The organism is Salinibacterium sp. (assembly GCF_031364185.1).
Taxonomy (GTDB): Bacteria; Actinomycetota; Actinomycetes; order Actinomycetales; family Microbacteriaceae; genus Rhodoglobus.
Map to the genome: position 1 here is coordinate 1 of NZ_JANLVV010000286.1, position 19319 is coordinate 19319.

Consider the following 19319-nt stretch of genomic DNA (forward strand, 5'->3'; position numbering starts at 1 on the left):
CACTCGATCTCGGCCAAGGATGCGATCACAGATGTTGCGGCCTTCGAAGCCGCGGCGCTGACGAAGGTCGGCCTCGACAACCCCGCGGTTCCCACGCGCTACTCGAGCACGTATTTCCAGCACATCTTCGCTAATTCTGCCTACGACGCCGGGTACTACTCGTATATCTGGAGCGAGGTGATGGATGCCGACACCGTGGACTGGTTCAAGGAGAACGGCGGGCTGACCCGCGCGAACGGGGATCGCTTCCGGCAGCGGTTGCTCGGCGTCGGCGGCTCGAAGGATCCGCTGGAGGCCTTCCGCGACTTCCGGGGGCGGGATGCCGACATCCAGCCGTTACTCGACCGCCGCGGTCTCAACTAGCGCGAAACGCTCGGCGTCTCGATGCGCCGCTCGATGTTGGTAACTCCTGCAGATCGCGGCTCGCTGCCGCGCGCATCCGCGGGGGTGCAGGTGTGTGCTACGGCACGGCGCCCGATCTGCAGGAGTTATCAACACGGGCAGAGTGTAGGCACGCGCGAAGAACGCTAAGAGGAGAGGTCGCGCAACGTGCGCAGCTTTGTCTCGAGGTCAGGGCCCTGCGGTGCCAGGATGACCTCATCGGCACCGGTTGCGGCAACCAGGTCGGCGATGCGCTGGGACACGTGCGCCAGATCACCGATCGCTTGCTGCGAGTTGCGCTCCGCTACCCATTCGAGCTCGGCGGGGCTCCACGGATAGCGTTGCGCTTCGGCGAGGCTCGGGATGCGTGCGGGGCGTGCGCCCTGGCGCATCCGCACGAACGTGAGCGCGTTGGGCAGCGCGAGGCGCTCGGCGTCGGCCCGGTCATCCGCCACCAGGGCCGACACCGACACCATCGCATGCGGCTCGCGGAGGATGACCGACGGCCTGAACGACGACCGATACAGGTCGAAAGCTCGGACGGTATTGGAGCCGCCCGCGAAGTGGTGGGCGAACGCAAAGGGCAACCCCATCAGTCCGGCGAGCCGCGCGCTGAAATCGCTGGATCCCAATAGCCACAGCTCGGGAGAGTCGCCCAGGCCCGGCACCGCAACCACACGCGAGCCGATCCCGTTTTCGAGTGAGGGGATCGTGCCGAACCAGGCGAGAAGTTCGACCACCTGGTTCGGGAAGTCGTCGACGCTGTCGGCGCCGGCTCCCCTGCGCAACACCGACGACGTGAGCTGGTCGGTGCCGGGCGCGCGCCCGAGGCCAAGGTCGATCCGGTCGCCATGAAGCGCCGAGAGCGTGCCGAACTGCTCGGCGATGACAAGCGAGGAGTGGTTCGGTAGCATCACGCCACCCGAGCCGACCCGAATCGTGCTGGTCGCCGAGGCAATCGCCCCGATGAGCACGGCCGGAGCCGAGGAGGATACGGCGGGCATGCCGTGGTGCTCGGCAACCCAGAAGCGGCGGTAACCGAGCGCCTCGGCCACCGTGGCGGTCTCGATGGTCTGGTGGAGTGCCTCTCTATTGCTCATGCCCTCGTAGACGGAGGCGAGATCGAGGACGGAGAGGGGAACTGTCATGCTCGAGACAACCTCGGGTGCGATCGAGGAATTCCGAGGTCAGACCGTCTCGCGTCGACTCCAACCCAACCAGGCCATGACCGCCGCCCCTACGAGCAGGCCCCAGAATGCCGAGCCGATTCCGACCACGACGATTCCGGATGCCACGACCAGGAAGGTCAGGATCGCAGCCAGCCGGTGCCGCGGGTCGTCAAGAGCATTCACCACACTGGAGATGAGCGCGCCCATGACGGCGAGACCGGCGACGGCCGTGATCAGGATGGAGGGGGCCGCCGCGACCAGGGCCCCCGCAAGACCAGCTGCCAGACCGAGCGGAACGTAGAGGATGCCATTAGTCAGGGTCGCGACCCACCGCTTGTCACGATCGGGATGCGATTCCGGACCGGCCATAATCGCCGCGGTGATCGCGCCCAGGTTGATGGCATGCCCGCCGAACAGGTTCGCCGCGCCCGACCCGATTCCGGATGCCACCAGCGCGAACCGAGGCGGAGCGGCGTAACCATTGGTCGACATCACCACGAAGCCAGGCACATTCTGGCCCGCCATCGTCACCACGAACAGCGGGAGCCCCACGCTGAGAATGGTGAAGAGATCGAACGTGGGAGCAACGAACGTGAGTTGCGGGGCGACCGATGCACTGACCCAGTCTGTGCCCGCCGCGATCACGATGGACATGACCGCCACCACCATCGCCGCTGGCACCGCCCACCTTGGCGCAAGCCGGTACAGCACCAGCCACACGATCACAATGGGTGCCGCCAGCAGCGGCAGCGTGGCCACCGCTTCAATCGGCGCGAGGCAGATGGGCAGCAGCACCCCAGCGAGCATCGCGCTCGCCAGCGGCTTCGGGATGCTCGTGATGGCCCGACCGAGCGCAGGCCACAGCCCGGACAGCAGCAGCAGCGCCGCGCACACCAGGAAGGCGCCCACCGCATCGGAGAACCTGATGCCATCGTTCGCCGTTGCCAGCAGCACTGCGGCACCCGGAGTCGACCAGGCGAAGGCCAGCGGGATGCGCAGCCACACCGCGGCCACAATGTTGGTGATCGCGACGGCGAGACACACGGCGAACAGTCCCGACGATGCCTCGCCGGGCGACGCGCCCACGGCTGCGAGCCCGGCGATCACGAGCGCGAAGGATGAGGCGAAGCCCGAGATGGCAGCGACGAATCCGGCGGATATTGGGTGGAAGATAGTGCTGCTCCTCGTGGGCGAAGCTAACTGTCAGGTGTCGGGCGCCACCGGCGCTATCAGGCCGACTTCTCCGCGCGGACGACCTTGCGCGGCACGATGGTGGGCGCTGCGTTCTCGAGCACGGCCGCCTTGGTCACGATCACACGGGCGACATCGTCGTCAGAGGGAACGTCGAACATGATCGGGCCGAGCACTTCTTCCATGATGGCGCGGAGCCCCCGGGCGCCGGTCTGACGAAGCACCGCAAGATCGGCGATCGCCTCGAGGGCGTCGGGCTCGAAGTCGAGTTCGACGCCGTCGATTTCAAACATGCGCTGGTACTGGCGGATCAGGGCATTCCTCGGCCTGGTCAGGATGTCCATCAGGGCCACCTGGTCGAGTTGGGTCACGGTGGTAACCACAGGCAGTCGGCCGATGAACTCCGGGATCAGCCCGAACTTGTGCAGGTCCTCCGGAAGCACCTCGCCGAAGAGATTCACGTCGTCACCCTTGCTGTGCAGTGGAGCTCCGAACCCGATGCCCTTCTTGCCTGCCCGCTGGGAAATGATCTCTTCGAGACCAGCGAACGCGCCAGCGACGATGAACAGTACGTTGGTGGTGTCGACCTGGATAAATTCTTGGTGTGGATGCTTTCGGCCACCCTGGGGCGGAACCGAAGCGACCGTGCCCTCCAGGATCTTCAGCAGGGCCTGTTGCACGCCCTCGCCGGAGACATCCCTGGTGATGGACGGATTCTCGGCCTTGCGGGCGATCTTATCGATCTCGTCGATGTAAATAATGCCGGTCTCGGCGCGTTTCACGTCGTAGTCGGCGGCCTGGATCAGCTTGAGGAGGATGTTCTCGACATCCTCACCCACGTAGCCGGCTTCGGTGAGGGCGGTCGCATCGGCGACGGCGAAGGGGACATTCAGTTTTTTCGCGAGGGTCTGCGCGAGGTAGGTCTTGCCACAACCGGTTTGGCCAATCAGCAGGATATTGGACTTTGCGATCTCGACATCGTCGATGATGTCGGCAGACGAGATGGTGTTTCGGGCCCGAATGCGTTTGTAGTGGTTGTAGACGGCCACGGACAGTGCGCGCTTCGCGGCCTCCTGGCCGATGACGTATTCCTCCAGGAAGGAGTAGATCTCGCGGGGCTTGGGAAGGTCGAATTCGCTCGACACTTCCTCGCCGGCTTCGGCCAGCCGCTCCTCGATGATCTCGTTGCACAACTCAACGCACTCATCGCAGATGTACACGCCAGGGCCGGCGATCAGCTGCTGCACCTGCTTCTGGCTCTTGCCGCAGAACGAGCATTTCAGAAGGTCGGCGCTTTCCCCAATGCGGGCCATGCGAACGTTCCTCTCCCCAGCTGCGGCGCCCGAAAAACGGGCCGTGGACCGAGCCTAACCCGTTCCGACGACACTGCCGGGCACTGGATGCACAACCGACCCCGGCGCGCCGCACTCCCCCGCCTGTGTGGCACCATTGTCTACACAGAGTAGAAATGGGAGCGGCGATGAGTTCGAGATGGGCGCGTGTCGCTCGTGGCTGGACTGCCGCCGGGTTCGCGACTTTCGTCGCGGCGCTCTCGCACACGCTCGCTGGTGGCGCGGCTCCGGGCGTGGTGGCGATACTCGTCACCCTCGTGATCTCCGGGGCGGTCTGCACACTTCTTGCCGGCCGAACCCTGTCGACGTGGCGGCTGGCGGCATCCACCGCCCTCAGCCAGGCACTGTTTCACGGGGTGTTCAGCGGTCTCGGGATGCCCGTGGCGCCGCGTGGCGCACACCACACCGTCGCCCTGCCAGTGTTCGACGCCACCATCGCCCACCCGCACGCCGGGGCGACGATGTGGCTGGCGCACGCCGCAGCGGCCCTCGTGACGGTGATCGCGTTCCGTCACGCGGAGCGTGCCTTCTGGGGGCTAGCGGATACCGCGAGACTGCTGCTGGCGCGGCTTCTGGCCACGGTGATCCCCGTCTGCCCCGCAACGCTTCCCGCGCTGGCCCCTGGCGCGTGCCGGGACGTGCCACGTGATCTCACCGTGCTGCTGTCGTCGATGCGACACCGTGGACCGCCGATGGAGATGACGGCCGCCTAGGTCACCAGTTCGCAGCATCCACTTTTTGTCGCAGGTCCTACGGGCGCGGCTCATCATTTCTAAGGAACACATCATGAATCGTAAATCCATGTCTGCCGTCGCCGTGACGGCGGGGCTCACACTTGCCCTGGCCGCACCTCTGGCCGCCAGCGCGCACATCGTCGTCGACCCAGCCCAGGCCGAGCCCGGCTCATATGCGGTCGTCACCATCAGAGTGCCCAACGAATCCGAGTCGGCGGCCACCACGAAGGTTCAGGTTTCGCTGCCGACCGCCACCCCGTTCGCCAGTGTCCGGTACGTACCGATTCCGGGCTGGACCGCGGAGCTGGTGCGCGAAACACTTCCCGAGCCCGTCACGACCGGAGAGAGCGAGATCACCGAGGCCGTCACGTCCGTCATCTGGACCGCCGAGCCTGGCTCTGAGATCGCGGCCGGGCAGCTGCGGCTCTTTCCTTTGTCGGTGGGGCCGGTGCCCGACACCGGATCAATTGTCATGCCTGCCGAGCAGACCTACAGCGACGGCACCGTCGTCAGCTGGAGTGATACCGAAGAAGACGCCGAGTACCCGGCGCCGGTGCTGTACGTCAACGATGAGCCAAGCAGTGTTCACCATGGCGACGAAGCCGACGCCAACCATGATGAGACGAAGGTCTCGGCTGGTGCTTCTACCGATATGGGGTCTACGGATGTGTTAGCCCGAGTGCTCGGGATCGCCGGTCTTGTCGTTGGCGTGGTCGGCCTTGTACTCGCGTTCGTCGCGCGGCGCCCGGCGGTACGGTGATGCTGAAGCCGCCCGTGAGGATCGCCGCAAGCCTCGCTGTTGCCATTGCACTCGTGCTTTCTGCCGCCGCACCGGCGCAGGCGCACAACTATCTCGTCTCATCGACGCCGGAAGCCGGAAGCGTTGTCACGGAGCTGCCCGAGACGTTCTCGGTCACCACCAACGAGGCACTGCTCGACCTGTCTGGTAGTGGCTCGGGGTTCGCGATCGAGGTCACCGACGCGGCCGGTAGGTTCTACGGCGATGGGTGCAACTCGATCACCGATTCCACGCTGTCGACGGAGGCATCGCTCGGTGCTGAGGGAGACTACCGGATGCTCTGGCAACTGGTCTCATCCGACGGGCACACTGTCTCGGGTGAAATCGACTTCAGGTGGGCGCCGCCTGCAGACGCCGTGACCTCGGCGGGCGCAGAGACCCCACCAAACTGCGGCGGAGACGCCATTACCGTGCCGGACCCCACCACCGCGACAGCCGTTCGGTCTGACGCGGCCCTCGGCGATGTGCTGTGGATCGGCGGCGCGATCGCCGCGGCGCTTGTCGCCGGCCTGGCGACCCTGTTCGTGGCGCGACGGCGCCGGAAGGCCTGAACCCCATCCGGAGCAAAAAAGGAGGGCCGCCCCTCGCGGGACGGCCCTCCTTCGTTGCGGCTGGTTACCTAGCCCGTGGTGAGGGCAGGCAGGTTCTTGCGGCTCGTGAGCACCTGGTCGATGAGTCCGTACTCGACGGCTTCGGCTGCGCTCAGAATCTTGTCGCGGTCGATGTCTTTATTGATCTGCTCGGGAGTGCGGTTCGAGTGGAAGGACAGGGTCTCTTCGAGCCACCCGCGCATCCGCAGAATCTCGCGAGCCTGAATCTCGATATCCGACGCCTGGCTGGATCCCTCAGACCCGCCGCTGGGCTGGTGGATCAGGATGCGCGCATTCGGCAGCGCGAGTCGCTTGCCCTTCGTGCCACCCGCCGTGATGACGGCAGCAGCCGATGCGGCCTGGCCGAGCACAACCGTCTGGATATGCGGGCGGATGTACTGCATCGTGTCGTAAATCGCCGTCATCGCGGTGAAGGAGCCACCGGGCGAGTTGATGTACATCACGATGTCACGGTCCGGGTCCTGGCTCTCGAGAACGAGGAGCTGGGCCATGACGTCATCGGCCGAAGCGTCGTCGATCTGCACACCGAGGAAGATGATGCGGTCTTCGAAGAGCTTCGCGTACGGGTCCTGGCGCTTGTAGCCGTAGGCCGTGCGCTCTTCGAATGTGGGCAGGATGTACCGGGATTCGGGGCTCTGTGTGACCCCGCCGAAGTTAAAGTTGTTCATGGTCAGTCCTTTTCGCCTGTAGCGGCCTCGTTGGAGACAGCCTCGTTTGTTCCGCCGCCGCCGACCACATCGGAGGCGAACTCGCGGAGGTGATCCACGAAGCCATACTCGAGTGCCTGCTGCGCTGTGAACCAGTTGTCGCGGTCGTTGTCGATCAGCACCTGCTCGATCGACTTGCCGGTCTGCTCGGCAGTGAGCTCGGCCATCCTTTTCTTCATATCAAGGATGACACCAGCCTGGGTCTGGATGTCGGCGGAGGTTCCACCGAAACCACCGGACGGCTGGTGCAACAGCACTCGCGCGTTCGGGGTGATGTAGCGCTTGCCCTTAGTGCCGGAGGAGAGCAGGAACTGCCCCATCGACGCGGCAAGGCCGATGCCCACGGTCACGATGTCGTTGGGCACGAACTTCATCGTGTCGTAGATCGCCATGCCCGCGGTGATCGAGCCACCGGGTGAGTTGATGTACAGGAAGATGTCTCGCTTCGGGTCCTCCGCTGCGAGCAGCAGGATCTTTGCGCAGATCTCGTTGGCGTTCTCGTCACGCACCTCTGAGCCAAGCCAGATGATGCGGTCCTTGAGGAGTTGGTCGAAGATGCTTGAGACCAATGCCGGTTGGGCCATTGTGTGCGCTCCGTCTGTTTCTAATAGGTTCTGCGTTATCGCTTAGTGACGAATCTACTGGAGCGCGTCAGCCCACATGGCGGTGTTCGCCGTGGGCAGAGCGCGGTGCGTTGCGGTGCCTGCACCGACCCTTTCGGAAATTCAGGAACTCACGCGTCTCATTCCCTTGCCGGGGTACTCGGGCCGGGCGGCACCGCATTCCAGGGCCAGCCTGCTCTGTTCGACACATGCGGTCGCGGCTCAGGCTCTTCATGACTCACTGATCCACCGCAACGTGCTCATGACGTCGAGACCTCCACTTCTGCTGCCTCTCTTCACCCAGCACAACTGGAGGTCCCGAGCGGCAGCACTATTCCCCCGCGCATACCCCGGCGCAGGGGCGCCTGGCCCGACGCGGACGTTGATACCTCCTGCAGATGGGCCGACGCCGGGTCGGGCATCCGCACGATTCACGCACGATTCCGGCGCTGCCGCCGGCGCGAAGCTTCGGATTGCAGGAGTTATCGACATCAGCAGCGGGTTGCGGTGCGTAGCCTGCAGCACCGACACCTATACCGACATCGACACCTTCGGAAATTCAGGAGATGGCGCCCCCGTCCGCTCGGCAGTCCGGAAATGGGCGCAGGGATCATGCTCAGTTCCTGAATTTCCGAAGGTGGGGAGCGAAGAGGCGGAGGCACGAGTGATATCTGGCGGGCCGGGGTGAGCAGGGATCGAGCGCTGTACTTCCGCGGCGCTCAACGGGAAGGGGCATCTATGGCCCTGGCGGCACTCGCCGGATACCTGCCGGTGTAGTGCGGCCCCGTCATGGGCTACGCGCGAAAACTCCGGGCGTGACGCAGAAGCGGCCGCCCCCGGAGGGACGGCCGCTCGACACGAGGTGCTACTTGTGGTCGTGACCGAAGTGTTCGTTGCCGGAGTTGCGGCCGTGCGCATCGCTGTCGTTGTGAGCGGGCTCGCCACCGGAACCCGCGAGATCGGCGGCGGTGACCTCTTCGGAGTCATCGTCGTCATCGCCCAGTGCTGATGCGGTGAAGGCTGACACGTCGATGGCGTTACCCTTCGAATCGACGACCTTCGCCTTGCCGAGTACGACAGCGAGCGCCTTGACGCGCGCGACTTCGGCGATCATCCCTGGAATCTGGCCGTTCTTATCGAGCACCTGGATGAACTCGCCCGGCTCCATGCCGTACTGCGAGGCACCCTGCATGAGGTAGCTGGTGAGTTCGTTCTGGCTGACCTTCACGCCCTCCGATTCGACAATCGAGTCGAGCAGGATTTGGGAGCGGAACGTTTTCTCGCTCGACTCGGTGACCTCGGCGCGGTGCGCCTCATCCTCGAGGCGATTCTCGTTCTCGAGGTGGCGGTGAACCTCGTCTTCGACCAGCTTCGGCGGCACAGGAATCTCGACGGACTTCAGCAGCACGTCGACGATCTGGTCGCGGGCCTGGGCTCCCTGGCCGAACGCCTTCGACTTGGCGACCTGCTCTTTGATGTCGGCCTTGAGCTCTTTGATGGTGTCGAACTGGCTGGCGATCTGGGCGAAGTCGTCGTCGGCTTCGGGGAGCTCGCGCTCCTTCACGGCGAGGAGGGTAACAGTAATGAGGGCGGTCTCGCCCTCATGGTCGCCGCCGAGCAGTGTCGATTCGAAGGTCGTGGTCTCGTCGGCGCTGAGGCTGTCGAGGGCTTCGTCGATGCCCTCGATGAGCTCGCCCGATCCGACCTCGTACGAGATGCTCGTCGCGGAGTCAACCTCGTCATCGCCGATCTTCGCGACGAGGTCGAGCTGGGCGAAGTCGCCCTTCTTCGCTGGGCGGTCAACGGTCACGAGCGTTCCGAAGCGGCTGCGCAGGGCATCCAACTCATCTTTGACGTCATCGGCTGAGACCTTCGCCTCGTCGACGGTCAGCGTGAGCCCCTCAAGCGACGGCATGTCGAACTCGGGGCGCACATCCACCTCGACGACCAGCTCAAGGTCGCCGCTGAAGTCTTTCACCTCGGGCCAGGTTTTGATGTCGGCCTCGGGGCGACCCAGCACGCGGATCTTTTCCTCGACGACGGCCTGGCGGTAGAACTTATCCAAGCCGTCGGTGACGGCGTGATTCAGGATCTCTTCGCGGCCCACACGCTGGTCGAGCAACTGCTTCGGGATTTTGCCCTTACGGAAGCCCGGGATGTTGACCTGCGAGCCGATGTGCTCGTAAGCATGCTGGATGCTCGGCTGAAGCTCTTCGGGGGTCACTGAGATGTTCAGCTTGACGCGGGTGGCGGTCAGCTTCTCAACCGTGGTCTTCACGTTGATGTTCTCCTGTTGATCGTGGGGGGATGTGCTGTCGGGGCGACAGGATTCGAACCTGCGGCCTCTCGGTCCCAAACCGAGCGCTCTACCAAGCTGAGCTACGCCCCGGACTGTCAGTAAATGCTGTAGCTCAATGGCCTCGGTCGAAACCGGTGAGGTTGCTGTCGAAAATTGGCCTAGGCAAGTCTAGCTGAGCCCGACGGGACTTTCGCCTGCAGGCCCCGCCGAGGTCATTCAGCCCATGTAGATCTTGCGCAGTGACTCTGTCACTGTCCAGATGGTGCGCGTGCCGGCCAGGAGATGACCGACGAATCCGGGCCCCAGTTCCAGCGTGTAACCAGCGTCGACGAATTCGACGGTCGCTGCCCCCGCCAGCACGACGAAGATCTCGTCGACTTCCACGTCCGCCATGGCGCCGGGGGTCATCTCCCACACTCCGTAGCCGTGACCATCGAACACGCCGAGTTCGGCGAGACCGGTGGTGGGCTGCCCCGCGACGACCTGTTCCGCCGGCACGGGCTCGTGCTCGAGGGTCAGAGCCAGCGCCGCCGCATGATCGATCATGAATCGAAACCCAGGCCGACGGCATCCAGCGAGCGAAGCAAGAGGTTTCGCTTGCCGCCATTGTGGTCTGCCCGGTTGAGGGCCCAGCGCGTGGCCTGCACTCCGAGAGCGGCGGCCGGCTCTGGCGGGAACGGCAGCGGGGTTGCCCTGACCATGTCGAGGCTGGTGCGCTCGGTTTCGTCGCCGCTGAGGTGGTCGAGCATGACGTTGGCGGCAAACCTGGTCGCCGCCACACCGAGCCCGGTGAACCCTGCCGCGTAGGACACCCTGTTGCTGAAAGCCCGGCCAAAGAACGCGCAGAAGCGGGTGCTGGTGTCGATCACGCCCGCCCAGCGGTGGCTGAATCGCAGCCCCTGAAGTTGTGGAAACGTGGTGAAGAAGTGGCTGGCGAGCAGTTCGAAGCTTTCCCGGCGGTCGTCGTATTCGGGCTTGATGCGGCCGCCGTAATGGTAGATCGCGTCGTAGCCGCCCCACAGGATTCGGTTGTCGGCGCTCAACCGGTAGTAATGGAACTGGTTGGCAACGTCGGCGATACCCTGGCGGTCGCCCCAGCCGATGCTCGCCAGCTGATCGTTACTGAGCGGCTCGGTCATGAGCACATAGTCGTAGACGGGAACCGTGTGAAGTCGGTAGCGCTTGAGCAACGAGGGAAACGCGTTGGTCGCCAGCGCCACCCGTGAGGCCAGGGCAGTGGCAGACCGGGTTGACACGGCTACGGCTCCGGATGCCTCCCGCTGCAGTCGCGCGACCGGGGAGTGCTCGAACAACTCAACTCCGAGTTCGGCGCAGGCCAGCGTGAGCTCCCTGGCAAGCTTCCCGGGGTGCAGCATAGCCGTGTCGCGAGTGCTCCAGAGGCCGCCAAGGTAGGTGGGCGAGTTGACCTGGGCCCGCATAGCCTCGGCGTCGAAGAACAGCGCATCGTGGCCGTTGTGGGCCGCACGCAGTTCGTCGACCTGATATTCCTCGGTCGCCACGGCGAGCGAGCCGGTGCGCTCGAAATCGCAGTCGAACCCCAGCTCGGCCACGGTAGCTTCGATCTCGTCGAGGTTCTGAAGGCCCAGCCGGGTGAGCTGCTCGAGCTCCGATGCGAATCGGTTCTGACCGTTCACCTCGCCGTGGGTGAGGGTGGCTTCGCAGAATCCGCCATTACGACCGGATGCGGCCCAGCCGATGGTGCGCGCCTCCAGGACCGCGACTTTCGCATCCGGGTCTCGTTGCTTTGCCATCAGCGCCGTCCACAGGCCTGTGTAGCCGCCACCCACCACGACGAGATCCCAGCGGGAACTGCCGGCGAGAGCGTCATATACCGGCGAGGCAAGGTCTTCGAGCCAGAAGGGCGCGAGTCGGGAGCCTGCCAGGGATGTTGCGATACTCGAGTGGGCGGGAATGCTTCGTTCAAACGCTGTGCTGGTCATATCGGCCTCGAGGTAGGGTTCGAGAAAATCCTAGTCTTCGGCGAGCACGATCACCCTGTCACCGGCGGCGAAGGTGACGCGATCGGTCTTCCTGGGATTGACGATCACACCGTAGGAGTCGACACTCGAGCGGGCCTTCGCGGCGATGCGATACCCCATAGCGGTCTGGCCTCGCCGACGCGCGGCTTCGAGCACCGTGTAGAAGTCGACACTGGTGCCAGGCGTGACGTAGTGCTCGGCGGGGTTCAGATACACCTCGCTGCCGTCGCTGGCGAAGAGCGTATTGAAGACCTCGCTGAGCTTCCTGTTCTCCGAGATCTGCGAAAGCAGCAGGCTGATCAGTTTGTCGCTGACGATGAAGTCGTCTGCGTTGGTGACCTCCGCAAGCTCGCGGTTGCGGTCATCCAACATTTCACTGACGATATTGAGGTCAATGCCGGTGCGCTCCTCGATGGCTCGCAGCTGCAGCAACGTGATCAGGGTTTTGCCGTCCGCGCGCTGGGCGTCGAGCGTTTCGCGGTAGGCGAGCACGATGATGTGATCGAATTTCTCGACCTCGAGGCCGTCCAGCAGAGCGCGGCTTGTGGCGTCCCCGCGCTGGAAGGTGATGGCCAGGTTGTCGTACGAGGGGAAGGTCGGCTCGTCGACATCCGCGAGCAGGGTGACGGATGATCCCGGAGGAACGTACTCGTCCAGTTCCTTCAGCATCCCGCCGAGACCGGTGTTGTACCCGAGCACGAGGGTGCGCTCGGGGTGCGGAGCAGGGGTCGGCGTGGAACTGATGGCCGAGGCATCCGGAGCCCCAGGGGTTGCCAGCTCGATCATGCTGTCGTCTTCGGCGATAACGATGAGCTGGTCACCAAAGTCGTATGTCGTCTCGGGCGAGGGGTTGAGGTGCACGACCTCGCCCTTGAGGATTCCTATGACTGTCGAGGTTGCGAAGGCGAGCTGCGTCTCGAAATAGGTCTGGCCGTGCAGGGTGGGCTGACCGGTGAAATAGATCTCATCGCCATCGAAGTCGAGCAGCTCGGCGTACACGACGCTCAGGCCACTTTGGCGGCAACTCTGCACGGTGATGCGACCAATGAGATCGCTGCCGAGCACCCAGTGCGCTTCGTCGCGCCCTACCAGGTGGGCGGCTTCGAGGTTCGACTCGTGCTCGATCTCGCCGACGATGTGGTATTTCTCCGCGGTACGACGGGGGTTATTGGTCAGCGCCAGCGCGGTCTTGATGACGTCTGAGTCAGGGTCAGGACTGCCTTCAGGTGCGATCAGGATGATGCTGCGCGCCGTGTGCGGATTGCTGATCTCCAGGTCGGTGAGGTCCATCGGGTCGCCGGTGCGGCAGATGATCTTCGTGTTGCCGGTCTTGCCCAGCTTCGCGGCGAGTTCGTCCACCATCTCGACCTTGTCTTTATTGGCGAGGATCACGATGAACGATGTGCCGCGCGATTCGTTGGCGATGACGATCTCGGAGACGATCGGGAACACCTTGCTGCTCCAGCCAAGAATCAGCGTGTGGTCGGTTTCGAGCACTCGCGACCGGCCTTTGCGCAGGTCTTCGACCTTCGAATCGAACGCCCCCGAGATGATGCCGATGAGGCTCGCCACGATGATGAGCCCGCCGACGGTGATGACGAGCATCAGGATGCGGAACAGCCAGCCAGTGTCGCCGCCCATCGTGCCCGGGTCGAGTGTGCGCATCAGGTTGCCCCACAGCGTGTCGCCCGGGTTGGTCTTCGGGTCGTCATTCGGATAGATGCCGAACAGGGTGAACAGCGAGACGATTCCGAAGACCACGAGCACGAGCACGACAGTGGCGATGCCCAGCAGTGCGATCAGGGCGATGGGTCCTCGCGACATCCAGTTATCGAAGCGGTAGCGAAAACGCTCGCCGAAGGTGGGCTTGATCATGGGGTCCCCTGTCGCAGGATGTGCAGGATCGGCACCTGCGCGTGGCTGCCCTAAGCGTGGCACAGCGCGGCTTCGGCGGCGAGTAGACAGAACAACCCACTACAGGGGGTGTGGGGCGATGGATGCACGGCACCCTCGCTCAGTCGGGTACAGTGATTAACGGCTCTTTGGTCGCCTGGCGGCCGGAACCCGGGGATGTAGCTTAATGGTAAAGCCTCAGTTTTCCAAACTGATGACCGGAGTTCGATTCTCCGTATCCCCTCGAAAGAGCAATGGCCGGCCGCCCTCTGGCGCGGCCGGCCATTGCTCTTTCGAAAGAGGTCGAGCGCATCGAGTAGGCCCCCGCTGAGCAGTCCGGACCGCTGCGGAGCAGTGGGCAGGCGGCTCAGTAGGGGATCTCCGTATCCCCTCTCTCCAATGGCGTCCCGCCGCGCGCGCAATGTTGCCTCGCGGTTGATATGTGGTGCCGGGTACCCTCGAAACATGGGTAAGCGCACGGCGTAGGCCGATTCGCTGCACGACGCGATCGGTCGCCACCGCTCGGAGGTACTTGGCGTGCTCTGGCGATATGGCGCCACCAATGCTCGCCTGTTCGCTTCGGTGGCTCGCGGCGATGCGACGGCGTCCAGCGACATCGACCTGATGGTGGCGCTTGGTGCGGCTGGCGGCAATCCCCTCATGCGAGTCGCGGGCATCGGAGAGGAACTGAGTCAGATCCTGGGAGTCCGCGTCGATGTGGTTACCGATGAGCTGCTCCGCGACGCTGTGTCGGCCACGGCATTGGCCGACGCAGTGCCACTGTGACCAGAGCACCCAACGAGCGGTTCCGCATGGGGCTACTAGATTCGCTCCCGAGGTTCCTTGGGCCAGCGTCGCGGGATCGTGCAACATCGTGATCCGCGAATACTTCCGGATTGAGCCCCGGCTAATCCAGGACATCGTCGACAATGAGCTTGTCCCCTGGCCAACGCAATCCGAGGCACTCGCTAGATCCAAAAATCTCGGAGACGGCGACGCAAGCACGCGGGCGCACAAAGTATCGTCCGCGACTCGTAGTCGAATCGTTCGGGATGTAGCTCAAAATTAGGGCCCGAATTTTCGGAGAGTAGTTGCGCGGTCTCGAGTGCCAGCGTGCTCTTTTACGGCAAAAGGGACATGCGATGGCCGACCATCTCAGGTGCTCGGCCATCGCGTTCCAGCTCAGCGCTGACGCACGAGGCCCACCGCTGCCGCACCGAGCAGCGCGAGGGTCGCTGCGCCGAGGAACGTCCACGAAAAGCCTGACGTGAGTGCGGCATCCACGGGGCTGCCCACTGCCAGCAGCGACTCGGTTCGAGTCGCGGCAACTGTCGAGAGCACCGCCAGCCCGATGGCCCCGCCGATCTGCTGGCTGGTGTTCACCAGGCCGCTGGCGAGCCCGGCCTGGCCGTCACTCACCCCGGTGACCGCCAGCTCGGTGCCGGCAACGAAAGCGCCGCCAAGCCCGATGCCGATCACGATCGTCGGCGCGAGAAGGTGCGCGACGAAGGTCGCATCACTCGGGGCGAACGACAGCCACACCAGTCCCGCGGCGAGCACGACCAGCGAGCCGACCAGGGTCTGCCGCACGCCGACGCGGGCGATGATTGTCGGGACCACCCCGGCGATCAGCACCAGCGATCCGGCAAGCGGCAGTTGGGTGAGGCCTGCGGTCAACGCGTCGTAGCCGAGCACCGCCTGCATGTAGACCGAGAGCGAGAAAAATAGCGCGACTGTCGCGCCGCCGAGGGCCAGAATTGCCAGGTTTCCTGCGGTAATCGACGCCGTGCGGAAAATGCCGAGCGGCACCAGAGGCGACGACGATCGTGACTCGATGACGACGAATGCCGTCAGAAACACTGCTGCGGCCGCGAACAGCCCGATGACCAGTGGATGCCCGAACCCCAGCCCCGCGGATTGCGTGAAGCCCGCAACCAGGGCCACAAGCCCCGTGGTGACGGTGATGGCTCCGGGGAGGTCGAGGCGCTGCCTCGTACCGACGGGATCCCTCGTGATCAGCCTGGGGATAACCAGCAGCACGATGACGCCGACGGGCACGTTGACGAAGAACACGGCCGACCAGCCGAAGGCCGCGGTGAGCACGCCGCCGAGTAAAACACCCGCGGCACTGCCGATGCCCGCGACGGCGCCCCAGATGCCCAGCGCCCTGGCGCGATCCCCCGGGGTGCGGAACAGTTGCGTGAGCAGCGCGAGCGAGGCCGGCGCGAGCAGCGCCGCCGACGCACCCTGCAGTGCCCGCGCGGTGAGAAGCATCTCGCCGCTGATGGCGAGCCCGGCCAAAGCCGAGGCAGTCACGAACCCGAGCACCCCGACCAGGAACATCCTGCGATGCCCGAAGCGGTCTGCCAGTCGCCCGCCGAACAGCAGCAGTCCTCCAAACGGCAGCACGTAGGCCGTGATCACCCCGCTCAAGGCGGCGGTGTCGAGGGCAAGATCCGCACCGAGGGAGGGCAGCGCGATGTTGACGATGGATGCGTCGAGCACGACCAAGAACTGCGCGAGGGCGAGCACGACGAGCGCCCACCACCGCCCGGTGCTGCGATCGAGCGCGGGGGGCGGGCTGGTATTGCTGTCTGTCTGGATCATGATTCTTCCTTTCGTGGATGGCGGGAGCTGAGGCTTTAGCGCGAGCCTCGGCGCCGGAGGAGGGTGACGATGATCGCCAAAGCCGCCGCAGAGATGAGGCCGACGAACACCGGGTGGATATCTTTGGAGAGACTTTGTGCGGGGTCACTTCGGAGCGCCCAGATCACCAGTGGCGTCGCGTACAGGGCGGTGAGCAGGGCCGCCCACCACCGAAGGGGCTTGATCCGCGCATCCCTCAGCGCGCCCACCAGGATCAGGAGCACGGGCACGATCGCGACCATGGCGAACTGGCCGATGAGTAGTACCGGAATGGCGATGGCTGAGATCAGGGCGTATCGCGGGGTGCGACGACCAGTCGAGGTGTTGGGTGTAACGGCTTTCATGATGATTTCCTTTGATCGGTGAGTGACTAATCAATCACTCATGCAGACAAAACTCAGCACGCGTGGCGAGTACCCTTCAGCGCCGGTCTGGGTGACGGATGCCGTGGAGCAGGATGCGCGCCCACTCCCCGGAGTCAGCGTCGACTCCAGCGGCGACGATCAGATGGCAGAGCTGCCCGACGGCGATGAAACTCTGCACCGCGTCATCCGGAGCACCAGAGCGACCTTTCGCAAAAATTGTGATGCGCCGGATGCCTCGGCGCACCGCCTCGGCGATCTCGGGAACGTCTGTCGCCGCCTGCGCATGCACCTGCAGCATCAGCAACTCGCGGTCGGCGATGAGGTCGGAGTAGGCATCGCCCATGGCATGGAGAACGGTCTGTGGCGACTGGTCTTGTGCGGCATCCGCGCCCTCAGCCAGGGCCGCCTCGGTCAGGGCGTAACACTGTTCGAGCGCGGCAACGAACAGCGCCTCCTTACCCGAGAAGAGCTTGAACACGTAGGCGGAGGAGATCTTTGCCCGCGCGGCAACCGCGGTAATGGGTGTTCCGAGATACCCCCTGCGGGAGAACTCGCTGACGGCAGCCGAGATGACACTTTCGCGGCGAGCCTCTGCCGTGGAGAGGACTGAGGCGCGTGGAGACATGTGAGTGACTGTACACTCACTACGCACTTGAGGTCAAATGTGGTTCACTGATTGACGGAGGGGAGTAATCCCCACAGGCTTCGTCGTCATTACGGTCGTGCGTCACGATCCGGCGAAGCCGGCCCACCGGGCTGGACCAGACCTCCGAGCGAGCTAACACCTCGGAAGGCGGCATCCACCATGGAAATTCCAGTCTGGGCTTGGCTGACAGTGTTGGGCGTCATAGCCTGCATGCTCGCCATTGACCTCATCGCGCATCGCACCGCTCACGTCATTGGGGTTCGAGAAGCCGCCGGATGGTCGATCTTCTGGGTGGCGTCAGGCATCACCTTCGGCGGCATCATCTGGTGGCTGTTCGGAGCCGAGTTCGGCCAGCAGTACTTCGCGGGGTTCGTCATCGAGAAATCCCTCGCCGTCGACAACGTGTTCGTCTGGGCGATCATCTTCGCCGCGTTCGCCGTACCACCCCAGTTTCAGCATCGAGTGCTCTTTCTCGGCGTGCTCGGTGCGCTGGTGTTCCGGGGGATCTTCATCGCCGCGGGCGCCGCGCTGATCGGCAACTTCGGATGGGTGCTCTATCTCTTCGGCGCATTCCTGGTGTTCACCGGCGTCCAGATGCTGCGCCAGCGAAACGAGCACTTCAACCCCGAGAAGTCTCGCACCCTGAAGTGGTTCCGCGGCCACGTGCCCATGACGGACGCCTTTTACGGGCAGCGGCTTGTTGTTCGAAAGGCAGGAGTGTTGCTCGCGACACCTCTGCTCGCGGTTCTCGTGCTTGTCGAGGTCACCGACATCGTCTTCGCGGTCGACTCCATCCCCGCAATCTTCGCCGTCACATCAGAGCCATTCCTGGTCTTCACCGCTAACGCCTTCGCCATCCTGGGACTCAGAGCGATGTATTTCCTCCTCGCCGACCTCATGCATCGCTTCATCTATTTGAAGGTCGGCCTCGCCGTGCTGTTGGTCTGGGTCGGCGTGAAGATGCTGCTGCTCGACGTGTTCTACATCCCGACGACCGTGTCGCTGCTGATCATCGCGCTCATCCTGGCTACCTCGATCATCGCCAGCCTGCGCGCGACCCGGGGTCAAGCGCGACGCGCCATCGCTGAGGGCGCGGTCGGGCCGTTCCGGATGGCCACCGACGACGAGCTCGCCGAGGTCGACCCCACCTGGCGGAGGCCGATGACGCGCAACGCGAAATGAGGCGGCGGCCCCGCGCGACGCGCCGTGCTCTCGGTGCGCTCCCCAACACGCTGCGTACAGTGAAGCAATCCACCCAACCCCAGGAGGAAACATGAAATGCCCTACCGATTCAGCAACACTCGTCATGAGCGAACGTAGCGGTGTCGAGATCGACTACTGCCCCGAGTGTCGAGGCGTGTGGCTCGACCGCGGAGAGCTCGACAAGATCATCGACCGCGCCGAAGCCGATTTTGCTGCCAGCGCGCCAGCACCTCCCACGGCACAGCAACCCACCCCGGCACCGCGCTCCCAGGACCCTCGCTACCGCAGCCCTCAGCACGACGACCGCGACAGCAATCGCGGCTACGACGACCGTGATGGTTACCGCGGAAAGAAGAAGGAATCCTGGATCAGCAGCCTGTTCGATTGAGGTTCTTGACCGGATGAGGAGTCGGTGACGCTTTCGGGGAGACTCGCCCGCTGCCTACGGGAGGGATGCCCCGCACAAGCGCACCGCAGCGTCAGCGGATCGCGGCGGCGATCTCCGCGCGGGCGACATCGCCTTCGGGCATGGGCAGGATCGGGTAATTGTGCAGCATCCCGGCGCCCTCGTGGTAGTCGACCTCGAGCCCGGCCGCGGCGGCCAGCGGCAGGAACCGCAGCGTGTCGGCGTGCACGATGTCACGGGTTCCGCTGAACAGGGTGATCGGCCCGAGGCCTGCCAGGTCGCCGTGGAGGGGGCTCACCCGCCAGTCGTCTTCCG

At 64.4% G+C, this 19319-nt stretch carries 20 protein-coding genes and 2 tRNA genes; 8 read left to right on the forward strand and 14 right to left on the reverse strand.

Features of this window, described 5'->3' with window-relative positions:
- On the forward strand, nucleotides 1-363 hold a 363-nt coding region (locus RMN95_RS12425; protein WP_309617224.1), incomplete at its 5' end, for a M3 family metallopeptidase.
- 164 nt (nucleotides 364-527) lie between these two features.
- On the opposite strand, the gene RMN95_RS12430 is transcribed toward RMN95_RS12425, so the two are convergent.
- Genes RMN95_RS12430 through clpX form a run of 3 tightly spaced genes read right to left on the reverse strand, consistent with a single transcriptional unit; the run spans nucleotide 528 to nucleotide 4054 of the window.
- The gene (locus tag RMN95_RS12430; protein WP_309617225.1) at nucleotides 528-1529 is read right to left on the reverse strand and encodes an LLM class flavin-dependent oxidoreductase; all 1002 of its coding nucleotides are present in this window, start codon (nucleotides 1527-1529) and stop codon (nucleotides 528-530) included.
- Between the two features lie 39 nt (nucleotides 1530-1568).
- Entirely contained in the window at nucleotides 1569-2723 is a 1155-nt protein-coding gene (locus RMN95_RS12435; RefSeq protein ID WP_309617243.1) for a benzoate/H(+) symporter BenE family transporter, read from the reverse strand.
- Nucleotides 2724-2779: 56 nt separating this feature from the next.
- Nucleotides 2780-4054 carry an ATP-dependent Clp protease ATP-binding subunit ClpX gene (gene clpX, locus RMN95_RS12440; RefSeq protein ID WP_309617226.1) on the reverse strand — a complete coding sequence of 425 codons (1275 nt, stop codon included), beginning with the start codon at nucleotides 4052-4054 and terminating at the stop codon, nucleotides 2780-2782.
- A gap of 167 nt (nucleotides 4055-4221) precedes the next feature.
- On the opposite strand from clpX, the gene RMN95_RS12445 reads away from it, so the two are divergent.
- The 3 genes from RMN95_RS12445 (at nucleotide 4222) to RMN95_RS12455 (ending at nucleotide 6177) form a co-directional block, all read left to right on the forward strand.
- Complete coding sequence (locus RMN95_RS12445) at nucleotides 4222-4806, forward strand: hypothetical protein (protein WP_309617227.1); 585 nt, start codon at nucleotides 4222-4224, stop codon at nucleotides 4804-4806.
- A gap of 73 nt (nucleotides 4807-4879) precedes the next feature.
- Nucleotides 4880-5587, forward strand: coding sequence for a YcnI family protein (locus RMN95_RS12450; protein ID WP_309617228.1), 708 nt, complete (start codon nucleotides 4880-4882; stop codon nucleotides 5585-5587).
- On the forward strand, nucleotides 5587-6177 hold the full coding sequence (locus tag RMN95_RS12455) for a copper resistance protein CopC (protein WP_309617229.1): 591 nt from the start codon (nucleotides 5587-5589) through the stop codon (nucleotides 6175-6177). Before RMN95_RS12450 ends, RMN95_RS12455 begins: the two co-directional genes overlap by 1 nt.
- Before the next feature lie 68 nt (nucleotides 6178-6245).
- Here the strand turns inward: RMN95_RS12455 and RMN95_RS12460 are convergent, their stop codons facing one another.
- From RMN95_RS12460 to RMN95_RS12490, 7 genes are all read right to left on the reverse strand, one after another.
- Nucleotides 6246-6905 carry an ATP-dependent Clp protease proteolytic subunit gene (locus RMN95_RS12460; protein WP_309617230.1) on the reverse strand — a complete coding sequence of 220 codons (660 nt, stop codon included), beginning with the start codon at nucleotides 6903-6905 and terminating at the stop codon, nucleotides 6246-6248.
- A 2-nt stretch (nucleotides 6906-6907) separates the two neighbouring features.
- On the reverse strand, nucleotides 6908-7528 hold the full coding sequence (locus tag RMN95_RS12465) for an ATP-dependent Clp protease proteolytic subunit (protein WP_309617231.1): 621 nt from the start codon (nucleotides 7526-7528) through the stop codon (nucleotides 6908-6910).
- Nucleotides 7529-8411: 883 nt separating this feature from the next.
- Nucleotides 8412-9824, reverse strand: a complete 1413-nt coding sequence (gene tig, locus RMN95_RS12470) for a trigger factor (protein WP_309617232.1) — start codon at nucleotides 9822-9824, stop codon at nucleotides 8412-8414.
- Between the two features lie 37 nt (nucleotides 9825-9861).
- A tRNA-Pro gene (locus RMN95_RS12475) sits at nucleotides 9862-9935 on the reverse strand.
- A gap of 126 nt (nucleotides 9936-10061) precedes the next feature.
- Nucleotides 10062-10391 (reverse strand): cupin domain-containing protein, encoded by a 330-nt coding sequence (locus RMN95_RS12480; RefSeq protein ID WP_309617233.1) that lies wholly within the window; start codon nucleotides 10389-10391, stop codon nucleotides 10062-10064.
- Entirely contained in the window at nucleotides 10388-11806 is a 1419-nt protein-coding gene (locus tag RMN95_RS12485; protein ID WP_309617234.1) for an FAD-dependent oxidoreductase, read from the reverse strand. The genes RMN95_RS12480 and RMN95_RS12485 overlap by 4 nt, the downstream gene beginning before the upstream one ends.
- Before the next feature lie 30 nt (nucleotides 11807-11836).
- The gene (locus tag RMN95_RS12490) at nucleotides 11837-13720 is read right to left on the reverse strand and encodes a CASTOR/POLLUX-related putative ion channel (RefSeq protein ID WP_309617235.1); all 1884 of its coding nucleotides are present in this window, start codon (nucleotides 13718-13720) and stop codon (nucleotides 11837-11839) included.
- Between the two features lie 191 nt (nucleotides 13721-13911).
- Between RMN95_RS12490 and RMN95_RS12495 the strand changes: the two genes are divergently transcribed.
- Both RMN95_RS12495 and RMN95_RS12500 read left to right on the forward strand, forming a co-directional pair.
- Nucleotides 13912-13982, forward strand: a tRNA-Gly gene (locus RMN95_RS12495).
- A 293-nt stretch (nucleotides 13983-14275) separates the two neighbouring features.
- Nucleotides 14276-14524, forward strand: a complete 249-nt coding sequence (locus RMN95_RS12500; RefSeq protein ID WP_309617236.1) for a nucleotidyltransferase domain-containing protein — start codon at nucleotides 14276-14278, stop codon at nucleotides 14522-14524.
- 396 nt (nucleotides 14525-14920) lie between these two features.
- On the opposite strand, the gene RMN95_RS12505 is transcribed toward RMN95_RS12500, so the two are convergent.
- The 3 genes from RMN95_RS12505 to RMN95_RS12515 all read right to left on the reverse strand — a co-directional run bounded on the left by RMN95_RS12505 (nucleotide 14921) and on the right by RMN95_RS12515 (nucleotide 17374).
- Nucleotides 14921-16345 (reverse strand): DHA2 family efflux MFS transporter permease subunit, encoded by a 1425-nt coding sequence (locus RMN95_RS12505; protein ID WP_309617237.1) that lies wholly within the window; start codon nucleotides 16343-16345, stop codon nucleotides 14921-14923.
- Between the two features lie 35 nt (nucleotides 16346-16380).
- Nucleotides 16381-16728 (reverse strand): hypothetical protein, encoded by a 348-nt coding sequence (locus RMN95_RS12510; RefSeq protein ID WP_309617238.1) that lies wholly within the window; start codon nucleotides 16726-16728, stop codon nucleotides 16381-16383.
- A 76-nt stretch (nucleotides 16729-16804) separates the two neighbouring features.
- A complete protein-coding gene (locus RMN95_RS12515) occupies nucleotides 16805-17374 on the reverse strand; it encodes a TetR/AcrR family transcriptional regulator (protein ID WP_309617239.1) in 570 nt (189 codons plus the stop codon).
- A gap of 180 nt (nucleotides 17375-17554) precedes the next feature.
- On the opposite strand from RMN95_RS12515, the gene RMN95_RS12520 reads away from it, so the two are divergent.
- The gene (locus tag RMN95_RS12520; protein WP_309617240.1) at nucleotides 17555-18577 is read left to right on the forward strand and encodes a TerC family protein; all 1023 of its coding nucleotides are present in this window, start codon (nucleotides 17555-17557) and stop codon (nucleotides 18575-18577) included.
- Nucleotides 18578-18668: 91 nt separating this feature from the next.
- Entirely contained in the window at nucleotides 18669-18986 is a 318-nt protein-coding gene (locus RMN95_RS12525) for a zf-TFIIB domain-containing protein (protein ID WP_309617241.1), read from the forward strand.
- A gap of 91 nt (nucleotides 18987-19077) precedes the next feature.
- On the opposite strand, the gene RMN95_RS12530 is transcribed toward RMN95_RS12525, so the two are convergent.
- Nucleotides 19078-19319, reverse strand: a 242-nt coding sequence (locus RMN95_RS12530) for an alpha/beta hydrolase fold domain-containing protein (protein WP_309617242.1), incomplete at its 5' end; no start/stop codon positions are given.